Origin of the sequence: Ornithinimicrobium carbonis (assembly GCF_050703245.1) — a bacterium.
Taxonomy (GTDB): domain Bacteria; phylum Actinomycetota; class Actinomycetes; order Actinomycetales; family Dermatophilaceae; genus Ornithinicoccus.
Genome location: NZ_CP192647.1, coordinates 3114651 through 3130008 on the forward strand (window position 1 = coordinate 3114651; position 15358 = coordinate 3130008).

A 15358-nucleotide genomic window follows, 5' to 3' on the forward strand; every position below is an offset into this window, starting at 1 on the left:
GGCGACCGGGTCCTTGGCCTCCCACTCTCCGGTCCCCCCCGCGCCGACCCAAAGAGTTGCCATGAGTTGCCACTCCCGCCGATTCGGTGGCAACTGATGGCAACCCTCGGTGTGCACCGTCGCCGGGCATCACAGTGGACAGGACCCGTCACCCCAGCGAGGAGCAGCGCCATGTGGACCCTGTCCGGTTTCTCCGACGAGATCTCCCCCGACCTGCAGGAGCAGTGCGCCCTGGTGCGCAAGCTCGGCATGGGCTTCGTCGAGCTGCGCAGCGCCTGGGGCACGAACGTCCTCGACCTCGACGCGGACCAGCTCGCCCGGGCCAAGGAGATCCTCGACGCCCACGGCCTGCGCGTCTCGAGCATCGGCTCACCGATCGGAAAGATCTTCATCGACGAGGACTTCGCGGAGCACCAGGCCCGGGCCCGCCACGCCGTCGAGGTCGCCCACCACTTCGGCGCGCCGTACATCCGGATCTTCTCCTTCTTCATCCGCCCCGGTGACGACCCGGACTCCCACCGCGACGAGGTCGTCGACCGCATGCGCGCCCTGGCCGACATCGCCGCCGAGGGCGACGTCGTCCTGCTCCACGAGAACGAGAAGGAGATCTACGGCGACATCCCGCGCCGCTGCGTCGACCTCCTCGAGACCGTCGGCTCACCCCACCTCCGGGCGGCGTGGGACGCGGCCAACTTCGTCCAGGTCGGCGTCCGGCCCTTCTCCGAGGCCTTCGCCCAGATCCGCCCCTTCCTCGAGTACGTCCAGATCAAGGACGCGACCATGGCGGACGGCGAGGTGGTGCCTGCGGGGCGCGGCGACGGGGAGGTCCGCGAGACTCTCCGCGCCCTCCGGGAGGACGGCTTCGAAGGCTTCTTCTCCCTCGAGCCGCACCTGAGCCAGGCGCACAGCCTCGGCGGCTTCTCCGGGCCGGAGCTGTTCACCGAGGCCTGGGAGGCCTTTACCGGACTGCTGGACTCCGAGGGCATCGCGTACCGATGAGCGGCGCATGCTGACCGGCCCGGGAAAGCGGGCCGTGCCCCGGGCGGCCGTCGTCGGCTGCGGCGACGTCTCGATCGTCCACCTCGAGGCCCTCGCGGCCATGGACGGCGCCGAGCTCGTGGCCGTCTGCGACACCGACCCGCGTGCGCTCGCCGCCGCGGTCGACGCCTGGGGCGTCCCCGGCTTCGCCGACCACCGCGCCCTGCTGGCGGAGGCGCGACCCGACGTGGTCCACGTCTGCACGACGCACGATCAGCACGTCCCCGTGGCCCTCGACTGCCTCGCGGACGGGGTGGACGTCCTGACCGAGAAGCCCCTGGCCGCCTCCGTCGGCGAGGGCGAGCGGCTCGTCGCCGCCGCCGAGGCCGGGACTGCCCGGGCGGGCGTGTGCTTCCAGAACCGGTACAACGCCACCGCTCAGGCCGCGCGCACCCTCCTGGACTCCGGTGAGCTCGGCGCCGTCCTGGGCGCCAGTGCGACGGTGATGTGGACCCGGACGGCCGGGTACTACCAGGCGAAGCCGTGGCGGGGCCTGATGGCCAGCAGCGGTGGTGGGGTGCTCATGAACCAGGCCATCCACACCGTCGACCTCGTCCAGTGGCTGGTCGGCGACGTGGTGCGGGTCCGCGGGAGCGCGACCTCGCACGTCTACGCCGACGTCATCGAGGTGGAGGACACGGCCGAGATGGTCCTCGACCACGCCGGTGGGGCCAGGAGCGTGCTCTTCGCCACCCTCGCGAACGTCGTCCACGCACCCGTCACGATCGACATCGTCACCGAGGGAGCCACCCTCTCGATCCGCCACGACCTCAGCGTCACTACGCCGACGGCCGCACCGTGGTCGTGCCCGAGCGCCGCGCGCCCTCGACGGGCAGGTCCTACTGGGGCGTGTCCCACGAGCTGCTGATCGAGGACTTCTACGACCGCCGCGGTGAGAAGGAGCCGTTCTGGCTCAGCCCGCGCGAGGCGATGAAGTCCCTCCGCATCGTCCAGGACGTCTACAGGCAGAGCCGTCTGTCCGTCCCCGGCGTCTGAATCGCCCCGGCGCCGGCCACCCCGGTCGGGCGCCCCCACCGAGAAGGAGTTCGCATGGCCACCATCGGCGTCCAGATGATGATGCTCAAGTCCCCGGTCGAGGAGCTCGGGCCGTTCGAGACCCTCCGGCGCCTGCGCGACATCGGGTTCCGTGCGGTCGAGGTGTCGCAGATCCCGATGACGGCCGAGAACGTCGCCGAGATGGCGCGTGCCCGCGAGGAGCTCGGCATCGACTACGCCGCGCTCTCGGCGGCGGTGGAGGCCTACGAAGGTTCACCGAACGACTCCCTGACCACGAACTTCGACAAGATCGTCGCCGATGCCCGCACCCTGGGAGCCACCATGGTGCGGATCGGCATGATGCCCTTCTCCGCAATGACCTCCCACGAGGCGCTGCTGGACTTCTGCCACCAGGCCGACCAGCTCGCGGGGCGCCTCGCCGACGAGGGCATCGGCCTCCACTACCACAACCACCACGTCGAGTTCGCGAAGGTGGGCGGCGAGCTGATCCTCGACGTCATCCGAGCGGAGGCCCCGCGCATGCGCCTCGAGATCGATGTCCACTGGGTCCAGCGCGGCGGCAAGGACCCGGTGCGCACCCTGCAGAAGTACGCCGGCCTCATCGACCTCGTCCACCTCAAGGACTACCGCGTCGGCGCCATCGACCCGACGGCCTTCGACGCGCTGCGCGCCGGAGACCTCGCGGCGTTCATGGCCGCCTTCACCGGGGTCGTCCAGTTCGGCGAGGTCGGCGAGGGCAACCTGGAGTGGCGTGAGGTCATCGACAGGCCGTCGCCTCCGGGGCCAAGTACCTGCTCATCGAACAGGACGAGCAGTACGGCCGCGACCCGTTCGACTGCCTCGTCACCTCCCGCGACAACCTCCTCGCCCTGGGCTACGAGGGCCTGCTCTGAAGGAACCCTCGCGGTGACGGGTCGGACCTCGCTGGTCCAGACGCGTGCCCGACCCGGGCGTGCCGGGTCGAGCCCGGGTCAGACGAGGGAGTCGAGCGCCTTCTGCAGCCGCTCCTTGGCGTCCGCGGCCACCGGGGCGAACGCGTCGCCGGCCAGCTGGCTCATGGCGTCCGGGTCGAAGGCCTCCACGCGGGTGGTGCCGTCACCCAGGTCGCGCACGGCCACGTTGCACGGCAGGACGGTACCCACGGCCGGGTCGATCTGCAGGGCCTGGTGCGCCAGCGGCGGACGGCAGGCGCCCAGCACGACGTGGGCGGGCACGTCCACGTCGAGCTTCTCCTTGAGGGTCTTGGCGAAGTCGATCTCGGTGAGCACGCCGAAGCCCTGGTCGGCCAGCGCCGCCCGGGTGGCCTCGACGGTGCTCGCGTAGTCCTGCTCGACGGTGACGCCGATGGTGTAGCTCATGGTGCTTCCTCTCGTTGACGTGGTGCGGATCGTGACGTGGCGCGGGCCGGGGGTCGCCTAGAAGACCCGCACCCTCTCCTGGGGCGCGAGCCACAGGTCGTCGCCCTCGGCGGTGCCGAAGGCCTCGTGGAAGGCGTCGACGTTGCGCACCGTGTTGGCCCGCAGGTCCGCCGGCGCGTGGGGGTCGACGGACAGCAGGCGGCGGGCCTCCTCCGGGCGGGCGGTGGTGCGCCATACCGAGGCCCAGCCCAGGAAGAACCGCTGGTCGGCGGTCCAGCCCTCGATCTGCGGAGCCTGCCCGTCGGTGGCGATCCGGTAGGCCAGGTGGGCCAGCTCGAGCCCGCACAGGTCGCCGATGTTCTCCCCGACGGTCAGTCCGCCGTTGACGGTGGCGTCGTCGGGGAGGTCGCGCGGGGAGAGCGTGCCGAACTGCTCGACGAGGCGCTGGGCGCGGGCGTCGAAGCGCTCCCGGTCCTGCTCGGTCCACCAGTCGGTGAGCGACCCGTCGCCGGCGTAGCGGCTGCCCTGGTCGTCGAACCCGTGCCCGATCTCGTGGGCGATGACCGCCCCGATGCCGCCGTAGTTGACCGCGTCGTCGGCGTCGACGTCGAAGAACGGCGGCTGCAGGATCGCCGCGGGGAAGACGATCTCGTTGAGCATCGGGTGGTAGTAGGCGTTCACGGTCTGCGGCGTCATCAGCCACTCGTCGCGGTCGATGGGCCGGCCGACCTTGGCCAGCTGCCGGTCGGTCTCGAACGCGCTGCCGCGCCGGACGTTGCCGAGCAGGTCGGTGGCGTCCAGCTCGTAGGCCGAGTAGTCGCGGAAGGCCGGCGGGTGCCCGATCTTGGGCCGGAACGCGGCCAGCTTCTCCAGGGCGCGGTCGCGGGTCTCCGGGCTCATCCACTCCAGCTCTCCGATGCGCTGCCGGAACGCCGCCACGACGTGCTCCACGAGCTGCTCCATGCGCTCCCGGGCGGCCGGCGGGAAGTGCTCGGCGACGTAGAGCTCGCCGGCCGCCTCGCCGAGCAGGCCCTCCACGAGCGCCACGCCCCGCTTCCACCGCTCCTTGTTCTCCGGGGTGCCCGACAGGGCCCGCCCGTGGAAGTCGAAGTGCGCGGCGACCAGCTCCTCGGTGAGGTAGGGCGCGGTGGCGTCGAGCAGGCGGACGGTCAGCCAGGCGCGCCAGTGCCCGACCGGCACCTCCTGCAGGGCAAGAGCGACCGCGGCCAGCACGTCGGGCTGGCGGGCCACGACCCGCTCGAGCGCCCCCGCGGGCGCCCCCAGACCCTCGGCCCAGGCGTCCCAGTCCCAGCCCGGGGTCCGCCCGGACAGCTCCTCCCGGTCCAGCCGCGTGTAGGAGCGGACGGCGTCCCGGGCGGCCACGCGGTCCCAGTGGGCGGCCGCGATCCGTTCCTCGAGGGCATAGACCGCCGCGACCGGGTCCTCACCCAGGTCCAGCCCCGCGCCGGACAGCGCCGGGGCGGCCAGCTCGAGGAGCCGGGCCAGGTAGGTCCGGTAGGCCTCCCGCACGCCCTCGTGCTCCTCGTCGGTGTAGTAGGCCTCGTCGGGCAGACCGATGGCCCCCTGGTGCAGGTAGGCGATGTACTCCTCCGGGCTTCCCGCGTCGGCGGTGACCCAGGTGCTCACCAGTCCGTCGGCCCCCTCCCGCTCCTGCTGGGCACTGACCCGCACGACGTCGACCGGGGTGGTGACCGCCGCGATCCGGCCCAGCGGCCCGACGAGCGGGTCGGTGCCGAGCGAGGCGACCCGGTCGGTGTCCATGAAGCTGGCGTAGAGCGCGCCGACCTTGCCCTCGGGGCTGTCCGGCGCGGGGCGCCGTGCGGCCGCCTGCTCGATGAGCTCGCGGACGTGGGTCTCGGCGTTCTCCCGCAGCATGTCGAAGGCGCCGTAGCGCGCGCGGTCGGCAGGGATCTCGGCGGTGGCCAGCCAGGTGCCGTTCACGTGGGCGAACAGGTCGTCCTGGGGCCGGACCGCAGGGTCCATGAGGGCTCGGTCGATGCCGGAGGCGCGGGCCCCGGCGGTGTCGGCGGCACTGTCGGTGAAGAACTGCATACCCCCACCGTATGCGGCGCCCCGGCGGGTGCGCGCGCCCGGCCTGCGCGGCGCGGCGCCGGGTCGGTGGACGGGCGTAGATTGCGCCCATGGACCCGATCCAGATCCGGGATCTGACCAAGCGGTTCGGGAGCACGGTCGCGCTGGACGGCCTGACGATGTCGGTGGCCCAGGGGGAGGTGCACGGCTTCCTGGGTCCCAACGGGTCGGGCAAGTCGACCACCCTGCGCGTCCTGCTCGGGCTGCTGCGCCCCGACGGCGGCTCCGCCCGGCTGCTCGGTGGCGACCCCTGGGCCGACGCCGCCCAGCTGCACCGCCGGCTGGCCTACGTCCCGGGTGACGTCGCGCTGTGGCCCGGTCTGACCGGCGGCGAGGTCATCGACCTGCTCGGACGGCTGCGGGGCGGCCTGGACCCGGCCCGCCGGGACGAGCTGCTCGACCGCTTCGACCTGGACCCCCGGCGCCGGGGCTCGACCTACTCCAAGGGCAACCGGCAGAAGGTCGCGCTCGTGGCCGCACTGGCCTCCGACGTCGAGCTCCTGCTCCTCGACGAGCCGACCTCGGGCCTGGACCCGCTCATGGAGGCGCAGTTCCGCGAGGTGGTCGGCGAGCAGCGGGGACGGGGGCGCACCGTCCTGCTCTCCAGCCACATCCTCTCGGAGGTGGAGCACCAGTGCGACCGGGTCTCCATCATCCGCGCCGGCCGGGTCGTGGAGAGCGGCACGCTGGCCGAGCTGCGCCACCTGACCCGCACGCAGGTGGAGGCCGAGCTGGCCACGCCGGTCCCGCCCGAGCTGGCGCACGCCCCCGGCGTGCACGACGCGGTGGTCGACGGCCACCTGCTGACCTGCCAGGTCGACGACGTCGCCCTGGGCGACCTGCTGGCCCGGCTCCTGCCCCTGGGCGTGCGCAGCCTGCGCTCCTCCCCGCCCACCCTGGAGCAGCTGTTCCTGCGGCACTACGACGGCTCGCGCCGATGACCGGCACCCGGGCCCTCGTCGCGCTGGCGCTGCGCCGCAGCCGCTGGTACTACCTGGCCTGGGTGGTCGGCCTGGCGGTCCTCGCGCCCGCCACCGCGGCGGCCTACGAGACGGTCGTCGGCGGGCTGGCCGGGGCGGGCGCCCTGGACGTCATGGCCGCCAACCCCACGATGCGCGCCATGCTCGGCCCGCCGCACGACCTCACCACCCCGGGCGGCTTCACCGTCTGGCGCGTCGGCACCTTCGTGGCCACCCTGGCCGGGCTGATGGCGGTGCTGGGCGTGGTCCGGGTGACCCGGGCCGACGAGGAGGAGGGCCGCACCGAGCTGCTGCGCTCCGGCGTCGTGGGCCGGCACGCCCCGTTGACCGCCGCGCTGGTCGTCGGCCTGCTGGCCGTCGGGGTCCTGGGCCTGCTGCTGACGGTGGGCATGGTGCTCGTGGGCGAGCCGGTGGGCGGGTCGGTCGCCTTCGGCGTCGGCACGGCCCTCACCGGCGCCGTGTTCGTCGGCGTGGGCGCGGTGACCGCCCAGCTGACGGCGAGCGCCCGGGCCGCCCGCGGTCTGGGCCTGGCGGTGCTGGGTGGCGCCTACCTGCTGCGGGCGGTGGCCGACGCCGCCGCGGACGGTTCGACGGTGCAGGCTCTGCGCTGGGCCTCCCCGGTGGAGTGGATGGCCCTGGCCAGGCCCTACGCCGAGGAGCGCTGGGCGGTCCTCCTCCTGCCCCTGGTGCTCACCGCGCTCCTCGTGGTCGGCGCCTTCGCCCTGGAGGAGCGGCGCGACCACGGGTCGGGGGTGTATGCCGTCCGGCCGGGTCCGGCGGGAGCCGCGCCCGGGCTGCGCTCGCCGCTGGGGCTGGCCTGGCGCCTGCACCGCCCCGGGGTGCTCGGCTGGGTGCTGGGACTGTCGGTCTTCGCCCTGGGGATGGGCTCGCTGACCGGCAGCTTCGAGCGGATGATCGCCGACCTGCCCCAGTTCGAGGTCGTGCTGCGGCGGATGGGAGGCGGCGCGGACCAGCTCGTCGACGCCTTCTACGTGGCGATGCTCGGTCTGGTCTCGGTGCTCATCGCCGTGCTCGTCGTGCTCGTCTGGCAGCGGCTGGCCGCCGAGGAGCGCCTGGGCCACGCCGAGCTCGTCCTGTCCACCGCGGTCCGGCGCACCCGGTTCGCCCTGTCGCACCTGGCCGTCGCGGTCGTGGTCGGTCTCGGCACGTCTGCGCTCTTCGGGGCCCTCCTCGGGGCGCCCTACGCGGTGGAGACCGGCAGCGGCGACGTCGTCACCAGGGCGACCGGGGCCTCGCTGGCGCTGGCGCCCGGCGCCCTGCTCGTCCTCGGGGTGGCCGTGGCGCTGCACGGCTGGGTCCCGCGGGCCGGATGGCTGGTGTGGCTGCTGCTCGGGTGGTCCCTGTTCATGGTCTGGGTGGGGACTACCCTGGGACTGCCCGGATGGCTCACCGCCCTGACCCCCTGGGAACCGCTGCCCACGCTGCCGGTGGAGGAGATGGCCTGGACGCCGGTGCTGGCGACCACCCTGGCGGCGGTGGCCCTCATGGCGGTGGGCCTGGCGGGCTACCGCCGCCGGGACGTCGGCACCGGCTGACCTCCCGGCCACCACCGCTGCACGGCCAGCGCTCCGCTCGCGGCACCCAGGTCGCCCAGGGTGAGGAGCACCCGCGAGAGCAGGACGACGACGAGGATGCCACCCGCGTCCAGCACCGGGGCCATCGCCAGGGCCAGGACGGCCTCCCGGGCCCCCACCCCCGCGGGCAGGAACACCAGGGCGGTGCCCACGATCCACGCGAGCGCGTAACCGCCCACCGAGAGCCTGAGCAGCGGCAGGCCGGGGTCCGCGCCGACGGCCACGGCCAGCACGAGGACCTGGAGACCGATCGCGACCCAGGAGGCCAGCGACCAGAGCGAGCCCACGGCGACCGCGGCGGCGTCCAGCCGTTCGGCGGCCGGCGGCTGCCGGGCGACGCGCAGGAAGAGGCCGAGCACCCGGTCGAGGACCGGCGGGAGCATCGCGAGCAGGGCCAGCGGCGCCAGGAGCGTCAACCATCCGTGGGTCGCCAGGGGGGTTCCCGGCACCCCGGGCAGGGTGAGCAGCACGAGCAGGCCACCCACCAGTGCGGAGAGGAGCACGCCCACGAGGAGGGTCCCGACGGTGCGCCGTCGGCCGACCCCGCGGTCGCGGCCGAGCTCGGCGGAGGCGAGCAGGTTCCAGACGCCACCGGGCAGGTACTTGCCGACCTGCCCCACCAGGTAGACCACCGCGGCGTCGCGCACCCCCAGCCGCACCCCGTGCCCGCCCGCGACCGCCCGCCACGACAGGGCCGCGAAGAGGACGTTGAGCAGGGAGAGCGCCGACGCGAGCGCCACGAACGACCACGAGACCTGGCGCAGCGCCTGCCCGACCGCCTCGCGCTCGAGGGCCACGGCGACGACCGCCGCCGCCACCGCGGCGACGACGAACCCCCGTCGGACCCACCGCGAGCGCAGGCCCGCCAGCACGCGCCCCGCCGTGCCGACCGGGCGCTCAGCACCCGCGGTGCCGCCGGGGTCCCCGGCACCCGAGGGGCCGACGCCGCGCTCCCGCGACGTACTCTCCCCGGGACCGGTCATGACCCGCGAGCGTATCCGCCCCTCGCGCCCGCCGGGGGTTCTCGCACCTGGGAGCCGGCTGGAGCCCGGCTGGGACCGACGTCCAGACCCGGCCCGTAGCATCACCAGGATGCGACGCATCCTGCAGCCCGTGACCGGCACGACCCGCAGCAGGAGCCGCGGCGCCCTGGGGATCGCCCTCGCCGCCACGCTCGCCCTCGCGGCCTGCTCGACCCCCGACGGTCAGGACGGCCAGGGCGACGACGCCGCCGTCACCTCCGGGGCGGACGCCGGCTCCGGTGCGGACGCGGCCTCCGCCACCACCGATGCCGGATCGGCCACGGCCGACGGGACCGCGGGGATCGACCCCGACGCCCTGCCCGACCCCGTCGCCGAGGTCAACGGCGAGCAGATCACCCGGGCGGACTTCGTCGAGGTGTTCGAGCAGCAGCTGGAGGCCAGCCGGCAGCAGGAGCAGGCGGGCGGCCCCCCGGTCGACGAGGTCGCGCTGAGCGAGGGTGTCCTCGAGTCCCTCGTCGGCAGCGCCCTGCTGACCCAGGAGGGCGAGCGGCTGGGCCTGGAGGCCAGCAACGAGGAGATCGACGCCGAGCTCGACACGCTGGCCGAGCTCAACGGGGTCGGTTCCGGGGGACGAGCTCGTCGCCGTGCTGGGCGAGCAGGGGATGGCCGAGGAGCAGGTCCGCGAGGAGGTGGGCCGGCTGCTGCTCATCGACGAGCTGGTGCAGGAGCAGGGACAGGTGCAGGCCCCGAGCGAGGAGGAGCTGCGCGCCTACTACGAGGAGCTCACCGGCAGCGTCGACGGCGCGGACGACGCCGCGGCCACCGGCGGGGCGGACGACAGCTCGGTCCCCGCGTTCGACGACGTGCAGGAGCAGCTGGCCGAGCAGCTCACCCGGGAGCGTGAGAACGAGGCGCTGGCCACCATCCTCGAGGAGCTGGAGGAGGACGCGGAGATCGTCCGGAACCTCTGACCGGCGGGCTGCCCTCAGCCGCCGGCGAGGGCGCGCACCACCCTGGAGGGGGCCGGGCGTCCCAGCTGCTCGGCCATCCAGGTGCTCGTGGCGACCAGGGCGTCGAGGTCGACGCCGGTCTCCACGCCCATACCGTCGAGGGCCCAGACGAGGTCCTCGGTGGCGAGGTTGCCGGTGGCCGACCGTGCGTAGGGGCAGCCGCCGAGGCCGCCGGTGGCCGCGTCGACGACGCTCACCCCGTGCTGCAGCGCCGTGAGGGTGTTCGAGAGGGCCTGGCCGTAGGTGTCGTGGAAGTGCACGGCCACCTGGTCGGCCCCGATCCCGGCGGCGTCCAGCGCCGAGAGCAGCCGGACGACCTGTCCCGGCGTCCCCACCCCGACCGTGTCGCCGATCGAGAGCTGGTCGCAGCCCAGGTCCATGAGGTGGGAGCACACGTCCACGACCTGGCCCACCGGCACGGGCCCCTCCCAGGGGTCCCCGAAGCACATGGACACGTAGGCACGCACCCAGGCGCCGCCGTCCAGGGCCCGGCGCACCACCGGGGCGAACATCTCCAGGGACTCGCCCACCGAACGGTTGAGGTTCTTTCGGGCGAAGGTCTCGGTGGCGCTGGCGAACACCGCGACCGCGCCGACGCCCTTGTCCAGGGCACGGTCCAGGCCGCGCTCGTTCGGGACCAGGACCGGACGCTGCTGCCCGGTGCCGAGGGGTCCGAGCAGGTCGAGCAGCTCTTCGGCGTCACCGAGCTGCGGCACCCACCGCTTCGGGACGAAGCTGGTCAGCTCGACCGTGTCCAGCCCGGCGTCCAGCAGTCGGCGCACGAACTCTGCCTTGGTCTCCACCGGCACCGAGGTCGGCTCGTTCTGCAACCCGTCCCGGGGACCCACCTCGTAGATCGTCACCCGGTCGGGCATCCCCGGCATCGGGACGGTCATCGGCAGCTGGCGGGACTCCGGCGTCATGGGCCCCATCATCCCCCAGCCACCGACGGGAGCAGCACCGCGCGGAAGGGGTGCGCGGACCGGGGACGGGTGCGCGGACCGGGGACGGGTGCGGGGCCCGGGGTCAGGTGCGCGGCTCGCAGCCAGTGGTCAGGTGCGCGGCTCGCGACCGACCGGCTGCGTCGGCTCCGGCAGCAGCGCCGACGGGGTCCGCAGCGGCACGCGCACCGGGCTCCCGGGCCGCACCTGCAGGGCCGCCCCGTCGACCACGACGGTCACCGGCCCCTCCCCCCGCCGCAGCGTGACCGTGGTGCCCTCCCGCGTCGTCTCGACCCGGAGCACCCGGCCCCGCCAGGTGAGGTGGAACGCCGTCCGCTCCAGCGCCTGCGGCAGCACCGGCGAGAGCTCCAGCTCCTCGCGGTCCTCGCGCAGCCCCCCGAGCCCGGCCACGAGCGCCAGCCAGGAGCCGGCGACCGAGGCCAGGTGCAGGCCCTCGTCCGTGTCCCCCTGCACGTCGCGCAGGTCCACGAGGGCGGTCTCCCGCAGGTAGCGCAGCGCGAGGTCCGGGTGGCCGGCCTGGGCGCAGACCACCGCCTGGACCGCCGCGGAGAGGGAGGAGTCGCGCACCGTCCTGGCCTCGTAGTAGTCCAGGTCGCGCGCCACCTCCTCGTCGGTGAAGTCGTCGCGGCACCACCACAGGGCCTGGACGAGGTCGGCCTGCTTGAGCACCTGGCGACGGTAGATCTTGGCGTAGTGGTGGTGCTCCTGCAGCGGATAGGAGTCCTGGTGGTCGGCGAAGCGCCACTCGCGGTAGGTGGTGAAGTGGTCGTTCATCGGATGCACCTGCCGCTCCTCGTCCCACGGGACGTGCACCGACGCGGCGGCGTCCCGCCACGCGTCGACCTCCTCGGGCCCGACGTCGAGCCGGCCGACCAGGGCGGGCTCCTCCTCCGCGGCCTCGGCCGCCCACAGCAGGTTGCGACGCGCCATGAGGTTGGTGAAGACGTTGTCGTCCACGACCCCCGTGTACTCGTCCGGCCCGGTCATCCCCAGCAGGTGCCACCCGCCCCCGGCGTCGCGGTGGCCCATCGACATCCACAGCCGGGCGGTGTCCACGAGGATCTCGCCGAGCCTCAGGTCGTCGTCGAACGGCGCGCCGGTGACGTTGCGGTGCAGCCAGAAGGCCCGGACGACGTCGGCGTTGACGTGCATCGCGGCCGTGCTGGCGGGCCAGTACGGCGAGCACTCGCGGCCGTCGATCGTGCGCCAGGCGAAGGTGGCCCCCTGCAGGTCCAGGACGTCCGCCCGGCGGCGCGCCTCGTCCAGCGAGCCGGCCCGCCAGCGCAGCAGCCGTCGCGCCACGTCGGGCCGCAGCAGGGTCAGCGCCGGGACGACGAAGCCCTCGATGTCCCAGAACGTGTGCCCGTCGTAGCCCAGGCCGCTCAGCCCCTTCGCCCCCACCGGCGCGTCGCTGATGACCGCCGCGGAGCTGAACAGCTGGAAGAGGCAGTAGCGCAGCGCCTGCTGCAGCTCCGGCCCGCCGTCGCCGTCGACCTCCACGTCGGCCGTGTCCCAGAAGTCGTCGAGCACCTCGCGCTGGGCCGCCAGCAGCCCGTCCCACCCCAGGTCGCTCCCCGACACGACGGCGGCCCGGGCCAGGTCGAGGACGTCCCCCGGGTCGCCCTCCCGCTGCCACGCGTAGCCCAGGACCTTGGTCAGGACCAGCTCCTCCCCCGCCGCCAGGTCGGCCGTCACCGTGGTGCGCACCGTGTGGTCGGACAGCTCGGTCCCCACCGTCCCGGGGCCCTGCACCCGGTGGGCCACGGCCGACGCGACCACGACGTCCGACCGCCTGGTGCGGGCGACCATCTCCCCGCCGTCCGCGCCGGCGTGCTGGCGCAGCACCTCGAACGGTTCGGCGAGGACCTCCTCGACCCGGGGGTCGCCCTTGGTGACCGACGGGCGGTCCACGAGCCCGGCCAGGTCGGACCGCAGGACGAGGTGCGCGGGGCCGTCCACCGCCCGCACCGTGTAGCGCACGGCGCACACGGCCCGTTCCCGCAGCGAGACCAGACGCCGGGAGCGGACCTGCAGGGTCGTGCCCGAGGGCAGGGTCCACTCCACGTGCCGGTCCAGGGTGCCGGAGCGCAGGTCGAGCGTCCGCTCGTGCCGGCGCGGACGGACGCTGCGGGCGTCGACCGCCGCGCCGTCGACGACCAGCCGGACCACGGTCCCGTCGGCCACCGAGACGACGGCCTGCCCCTCCGGCGGGTCGCCGTACCCCCGCTCGGGGTAGGACAGGGGGTAGGTCTCGAAGACGCCGGACAGGAAGGTGCCGCGGGTCGTGCACGGACGCCCCTCGTCCAGGGTGCCGCGCAGGCCGACGAAACCGTTGGCCAGGCTGAACAGCGTCTCGGAGACCGGCAGCCGCTCCACGTCGACCTCGGGCTCACGGACGGTCCACGGGTCGACGTCCAGGTGCGGTGCGCTCACGTCGACTTCCTACCGTGAGCGGCGCGTCCGCGCGACCCGGCGGACGCACGCCGGCGGCCGACCCGGAATGCCCGGACCCCCGCGCACCGTTGTCCCCACGATGAACGGCCCACTGATCGTCCAGTCCGACAAGACCCTCCTCCTCGAGGTCGACCACCCCGACGCGGAGGCGGCCCGTCGTGACGTCGCGCCGTTCGCCGAGCTGGAGCGAGCCCCGGAGCACGTGCACACCTACCGCATCACCCCCCTGGGGCTGTGGAACGCCCGGGCCGCGGGGCACGACGCCGAGCAGGTGGTGCACGCCCTGCTCACGCACAGCCGCTACCCGGTGCCGCAGGCCCTCCTGGTGGACGTCGCCGACACGATGGCCCGCTACGGCCGCCTGTCGCTGGCCAAGGAACCCGTCGACGGGGAGAACGACCCGCAGACCGGGCTGCCCGTGACCCGTCTGGTCCTGCGCACGACCGACCGCGCGGTGCTCACCGAGGTGCTGCGGCACAAGCGGATCAAGCCCCTCGTCGGCGAGCGCGTCGACGAGGACTCCGTGGTCGTGCACGCCTCCGAGCGGGGCCACCTGAAGCAGGAGCTGCTCAAGGTCGGCTGGCCCGCGGAGGACCTGGCCGGCTACGTCGACGGCGAGGCCCATCCGATCGAGCTGGCGACCGGGGGCAAGGACGACGGGCACGGCGGGCGCAGTCCCGCGTGGTCCCTGCGCCCCTACCAGCAGCAGGCGGTCGACGGCTTCTGGGACGGCGGCTCGGGCGTCGTGGTGCTGCCGTGCGGCGCCGGCAAGACGCTCGTCGGGGCGGGGGCGATGGCGCGCTCGCAGACCACGACCCTGATCCTGGTGACCAACACCGTCTCGGCCCGCCAGTGGCGCGAGGAGCTGCTGCGCCGCACGAGCCTCACCGAGGACGAGATCGGTGAGTACTCCGGCGCCCGCAAGGAGATCCGCCCGGTCACCATCGCGACCTACCAGGTGCTGACGACGAAGCGCAAGGGCGTCTTCCCCCACCTCGACCTGCTCGACGCCCGCGACTGGGGCCTGGTGCTCTACGACGAGGTGCACCTGCTGCCCGCCCCGATCTTCCGCATGACCGCGGACCTGCAGGCCCGCCGGCGCCTGGGGCTGACGGCCACCCTCGTGCGCGAGGACGGGCGCGAGTCCGACGTCTTCTCCCTCATCGGCCCCAAGCGCTACGACGCCCCCTGGAAGGACATCGAGGCCCAGGGGTGGATCGCGCCGGCCGACTGCGTCGAGGTGCGGGTCTCCCTGCCGGAGTCCATGCGGATGGCGTATGCCGTGGCCGAGCCGGACGACGCGCTACCGCTTCGCCGCCTGCGCCCCGGCCAAGGACGCGGTCGTCGAGACGCTCGTCGAGCGTCACCGGGGCGAGCCGACCCTGGTCATCGGTCAGTACCTCGACCAGCTCGAGCAGCTGGCGGAGCGGCTGGAGGCCCCCCTCATCACCGGGGCCACCACCGTCACCCGGCGCCAGGAGCTCTTCCGACAGTTCCGCGAGGGCGAGATCGACCTGCTCGTGGTCAGCAAGGTCGCCAACTTCTCCATCGACCTGCCCGAGGCCTCCGTGGCCATCCAGGTCTCCGGCACGTTCGGATCCCGCCAGGAGGAGGCCCAGCGCCTCGGGCGGGTGCTGCGGCCCAAGGGCGACGGGCGCACGGCGCACTTCTACACCACGGTGGCCCGGGACACGGTGGACGCGGAGTTCGCGGCCCACCGCCAGCGTTTCCTCGCCGAGCAGGGCTACGCCTACCGGATCGTGGACGCCGACGACCTGGAGACCCTCGACCGCGCCTGACCCCCTGGGGTGACGCGGGACGCCATACCGGGTGGAATGGGGGCATGGCT

General features: G+C 73.9%; 11 protein-coding genes and 3 pseudogenes. 9 read left to right on the forward strand and 5 right to left on the reverse strand.

All coding sequences use genetic code 11. The features are described 5' to 3' along the window. The first annotated feature begins 171 nt into the window (after nt 1-171). The 4 genes and pseudogenes from ACQ95T_RS15655 to ACQ95T_RS15670 form a co-directional block, all read left to right on the forward strand. Nucleotides 172-999: a sugar phosphate isomerase/epimerase family protein gene (locus ACQ95T_RS15655; RefSeq protein ID WP_425943146.1), complete on the forward strand. Its 828-nt coding sequence runs from the start codon at nt 172-174 to the stop codon at nt 997-999. A 7-nt stretch (nt 1000-1006) separates the two neighbouring features. Then, nucleotides 1007-1906, forward strand: coding sequence for a Gfo/Idh/MocA family protein (locus ACQ95T_RS15660; protein ID WP_431473082.1), 900 nt, complete (start codon nt 1007-1009; stop codon nt 1904-1906). Continuing rightward, nucleotides 1888-2034, forward strand: coding sequence for a hypothetical protein (locus tag ACQ95T_RS15665; RefSeq protein WP_431473083.1), 147 nt, complete (start codon nt 1888-1890; stop codon nt 2032-2034). Before ACQ95T_RS15660 ends, ACQ95T_RS15665 begins: the two co-directional genes overlap by 19 nt. A gap of 177 nt (nt 2035-2211) precedes the next feature. Further along, nucleotides 2212-2757: pseudogene (locus ACQ95T_RS15670) on the forward strand (sugar phosphate isomerase/epimerase family protein); the annotation flags it as partial. Nucleotides 2758-3026: 269 nt separating this feature from the next. Here ACQ95T_RS15670 and ACQ95T_RS15675 read toward each other — a convergent pair. Further along, a complete protein-coding gene (locus ACQ95T_RS15675; RefSeq protein WP_425943149.1) occupies nt 3027-3413 on the reverse strand; it encodes a DUF302 domain-containing protein in 387 nt (128 codons plus the stop codon). A 57-nt stretch (nt 3414-3470) separates the two neighbouring features. Beyond that, nucleotides 3471-5486 (reverse strand): M13 family metallopeptidase, encoded by a 2016-nt coding sequence (locus ACQ95T_RS15680; protein ID WP_425943150.1) that lies wholly within the window; start codon nt 5484-5486, stop codon nt 3471-3473. A gap of 89 nt (nt 5487-5575) precedes the next feature. On the opposite strand from ACQ95T_RS15680, the gene ACQ95T_RS15685 reads away from it, so the two are divergent. Both ACQ95T_RS15685 and ACQ95T_RS15690 read left to right on the forward strand, forming a co-directional pair. Further along, nucleotides 5576-6466, forward strand: a complete 891-nt coding sequence (locus ACQ95T_RS15685; protein ID WP_425943151.1) for an ATP-binding cassette domain-containing protein — start codon at nt 5576-5578, stop codon at nt 6464-6466. After that, the gene (locus tag ACQ95T_RS15690; protein ID WP_425943152.1) at nt 6463-8061 is read left to right on the forward strand and encodes an ABC transporter permease; all 1599 of its coding nucleotides are present in this window, start codon (nt 6463-6465) and stop codon (nt 8059-8061) included. The genes ACQ95T_RS15685 and ACQ95T_RS15690 overlap by 4 nt, the downstream gene beginning before the upstream one ends. Here ACQ95T_RS15690 and ACQ95T_RS15695 read toward each other — a convergent pair. Next, the gene (locus ACQ95T_RS15695) at nt 8031-9083 is read right to left on the reverse strand and encodes a lysylphosphatidylglycerol synthase domain-containing protein (protein ID WP_425943153.1); all 1053 of its coding nucleotides are present in this window, start codon (nt 9081-9083) and stop codon (nt 8031-8033) included. The genes ACQ95T_RS15690 and ACQ95T_RS15695 overlap by 31 nt on opposite strands. Nucleotides 9084-9192: 109 nt before the next feature. Here ACQ95T_RS15695 and ACQ95T_RS15700 point away from each other — a divergent pair. Together ACQ95T_RS15700 and ACQ95T_RS15705 are read left to right on the forward strand one after the other, a co-directional pair. After that, nucleotides 9193-9633 (forward strand): annotated as a pseudogene (locus tag ACQ95T_RS15700) (SurA N-terminal domain-containing protein); the annotation flags it as partial. Nucleotides 9634-9727: 94 nt separating this feature from the next. Further along, entirely contained in the window at nt 9728-10054 is a 327-nt protein-coding gene (locus ACQ95T_RS15705; RefSeq protein WP_431473921.1) for a hypothetical protein, read from the forward strand. A 14-nt stretch (nt 10055-10068) separates the two neighbouring features. Here the strand turns inward: ACQ95T_RS15705 and ACQ95T_RS15710 are convergent, their stop codons facing one another. Further along, complete coding sequence (locus ACQ95T_RS15710) at nt 10069-11016, reverse strand: hydroxymethylglutaryl-CoA lyase (protein ID WP_425943155.1); 948 nt, start codon at nt 11014-11016, stop codon at nt 10069-10071. A gap of 129 nt (nt 11017-11145) precedes the next feature. After that, on the reverse strand, nt 11146-13488 hold the full coding sequence (locus tag ACQ95T_RS15715) for a glycoside hydrolase family 65 protein (protein ID WP_425943156.1): 2343 nt from the start codon (nt 13486-13488) through the stop codon (nt 11146-11148). 100 nt (nt 13489-13588) lie between these two features. On the opposite strand from ACQ95T_RS15715, the pseudogene ACQ95T_RS15720 reads away from it, so the two are divergent. Then, nucleotides 13589-15308, forward strand: a pseudogene (locus ACQ95T_RS15720) (DNA repair helicase XPB). Nucleotides 15309-15358: the final 50 nt, after the last annotated feature.

What these genes read in the sequence shown, in the direction of transcription:
- ACQ95T_RS15690 (WP_425943152.1), top strand. Translation starts at nt 6,463, where the DNA reads ATGACCGGCACCCGGGCCCTCGTCGCGCTGGCGCTGCGCCGCAGCCGC.
- ACQ95T_RS15680 (WP_425943150.1), bottom strand. Translation starts at nt 5,486, where the DNA reads ATGCAGTTCTTCACCGACAGTGCCGCCGACACCGCCGGGGCCCGCGCC.
- ACQ95T_RS15655 (WP_425943146.1), top strand. Translation starts at nt 172, where the DNA reads ATGTGGACCCTGTCCGGTTTCTCCGACGAGATCTCCCCCGACCTGCAG.
- ACQ95T_RS15685 (WP_425943151.1), top strand. Translation starts at nt 5,576, where the DNA reads ATGGACCCGATCCAGATCCGGGATCTGACCAAGCGGTTCGGGAGCACG.
- ACQ95T_RS15660 (WP_431473082.1), top strand. Translation starts at nt 1,007, where the DNA reads ATGCTGACCGGCCCGGGAAAGCGGGCCGTGCCCCGGGCGGCCGTCGTC.
- ACQ95T_RS15710 (WP_425943155.1), bottom strand. Translation starts at nt 11,016, where the DNA reads ATGACGCCGGAGTCCCGCCAGCTGCCGATGACCGTCCCGATGCCGGGG.
- ACQ95T_RS15675 (WP_425943149.1), bottom strand. Translation starts at nt 3,413, where the DNA reads ATGAGCTACACCATCGGCGTCACCGTCGAGCAGGACTACGCGAGCACC.
- ACQ95T_RS15695 (WP_425943153.1), bottom strand. Translation starts at nt 9,083, where the DNA reads ATGACCGGTCCCGGGGAGAGTACGTCGCGGGAGCGCGGCGTCGGCCCC.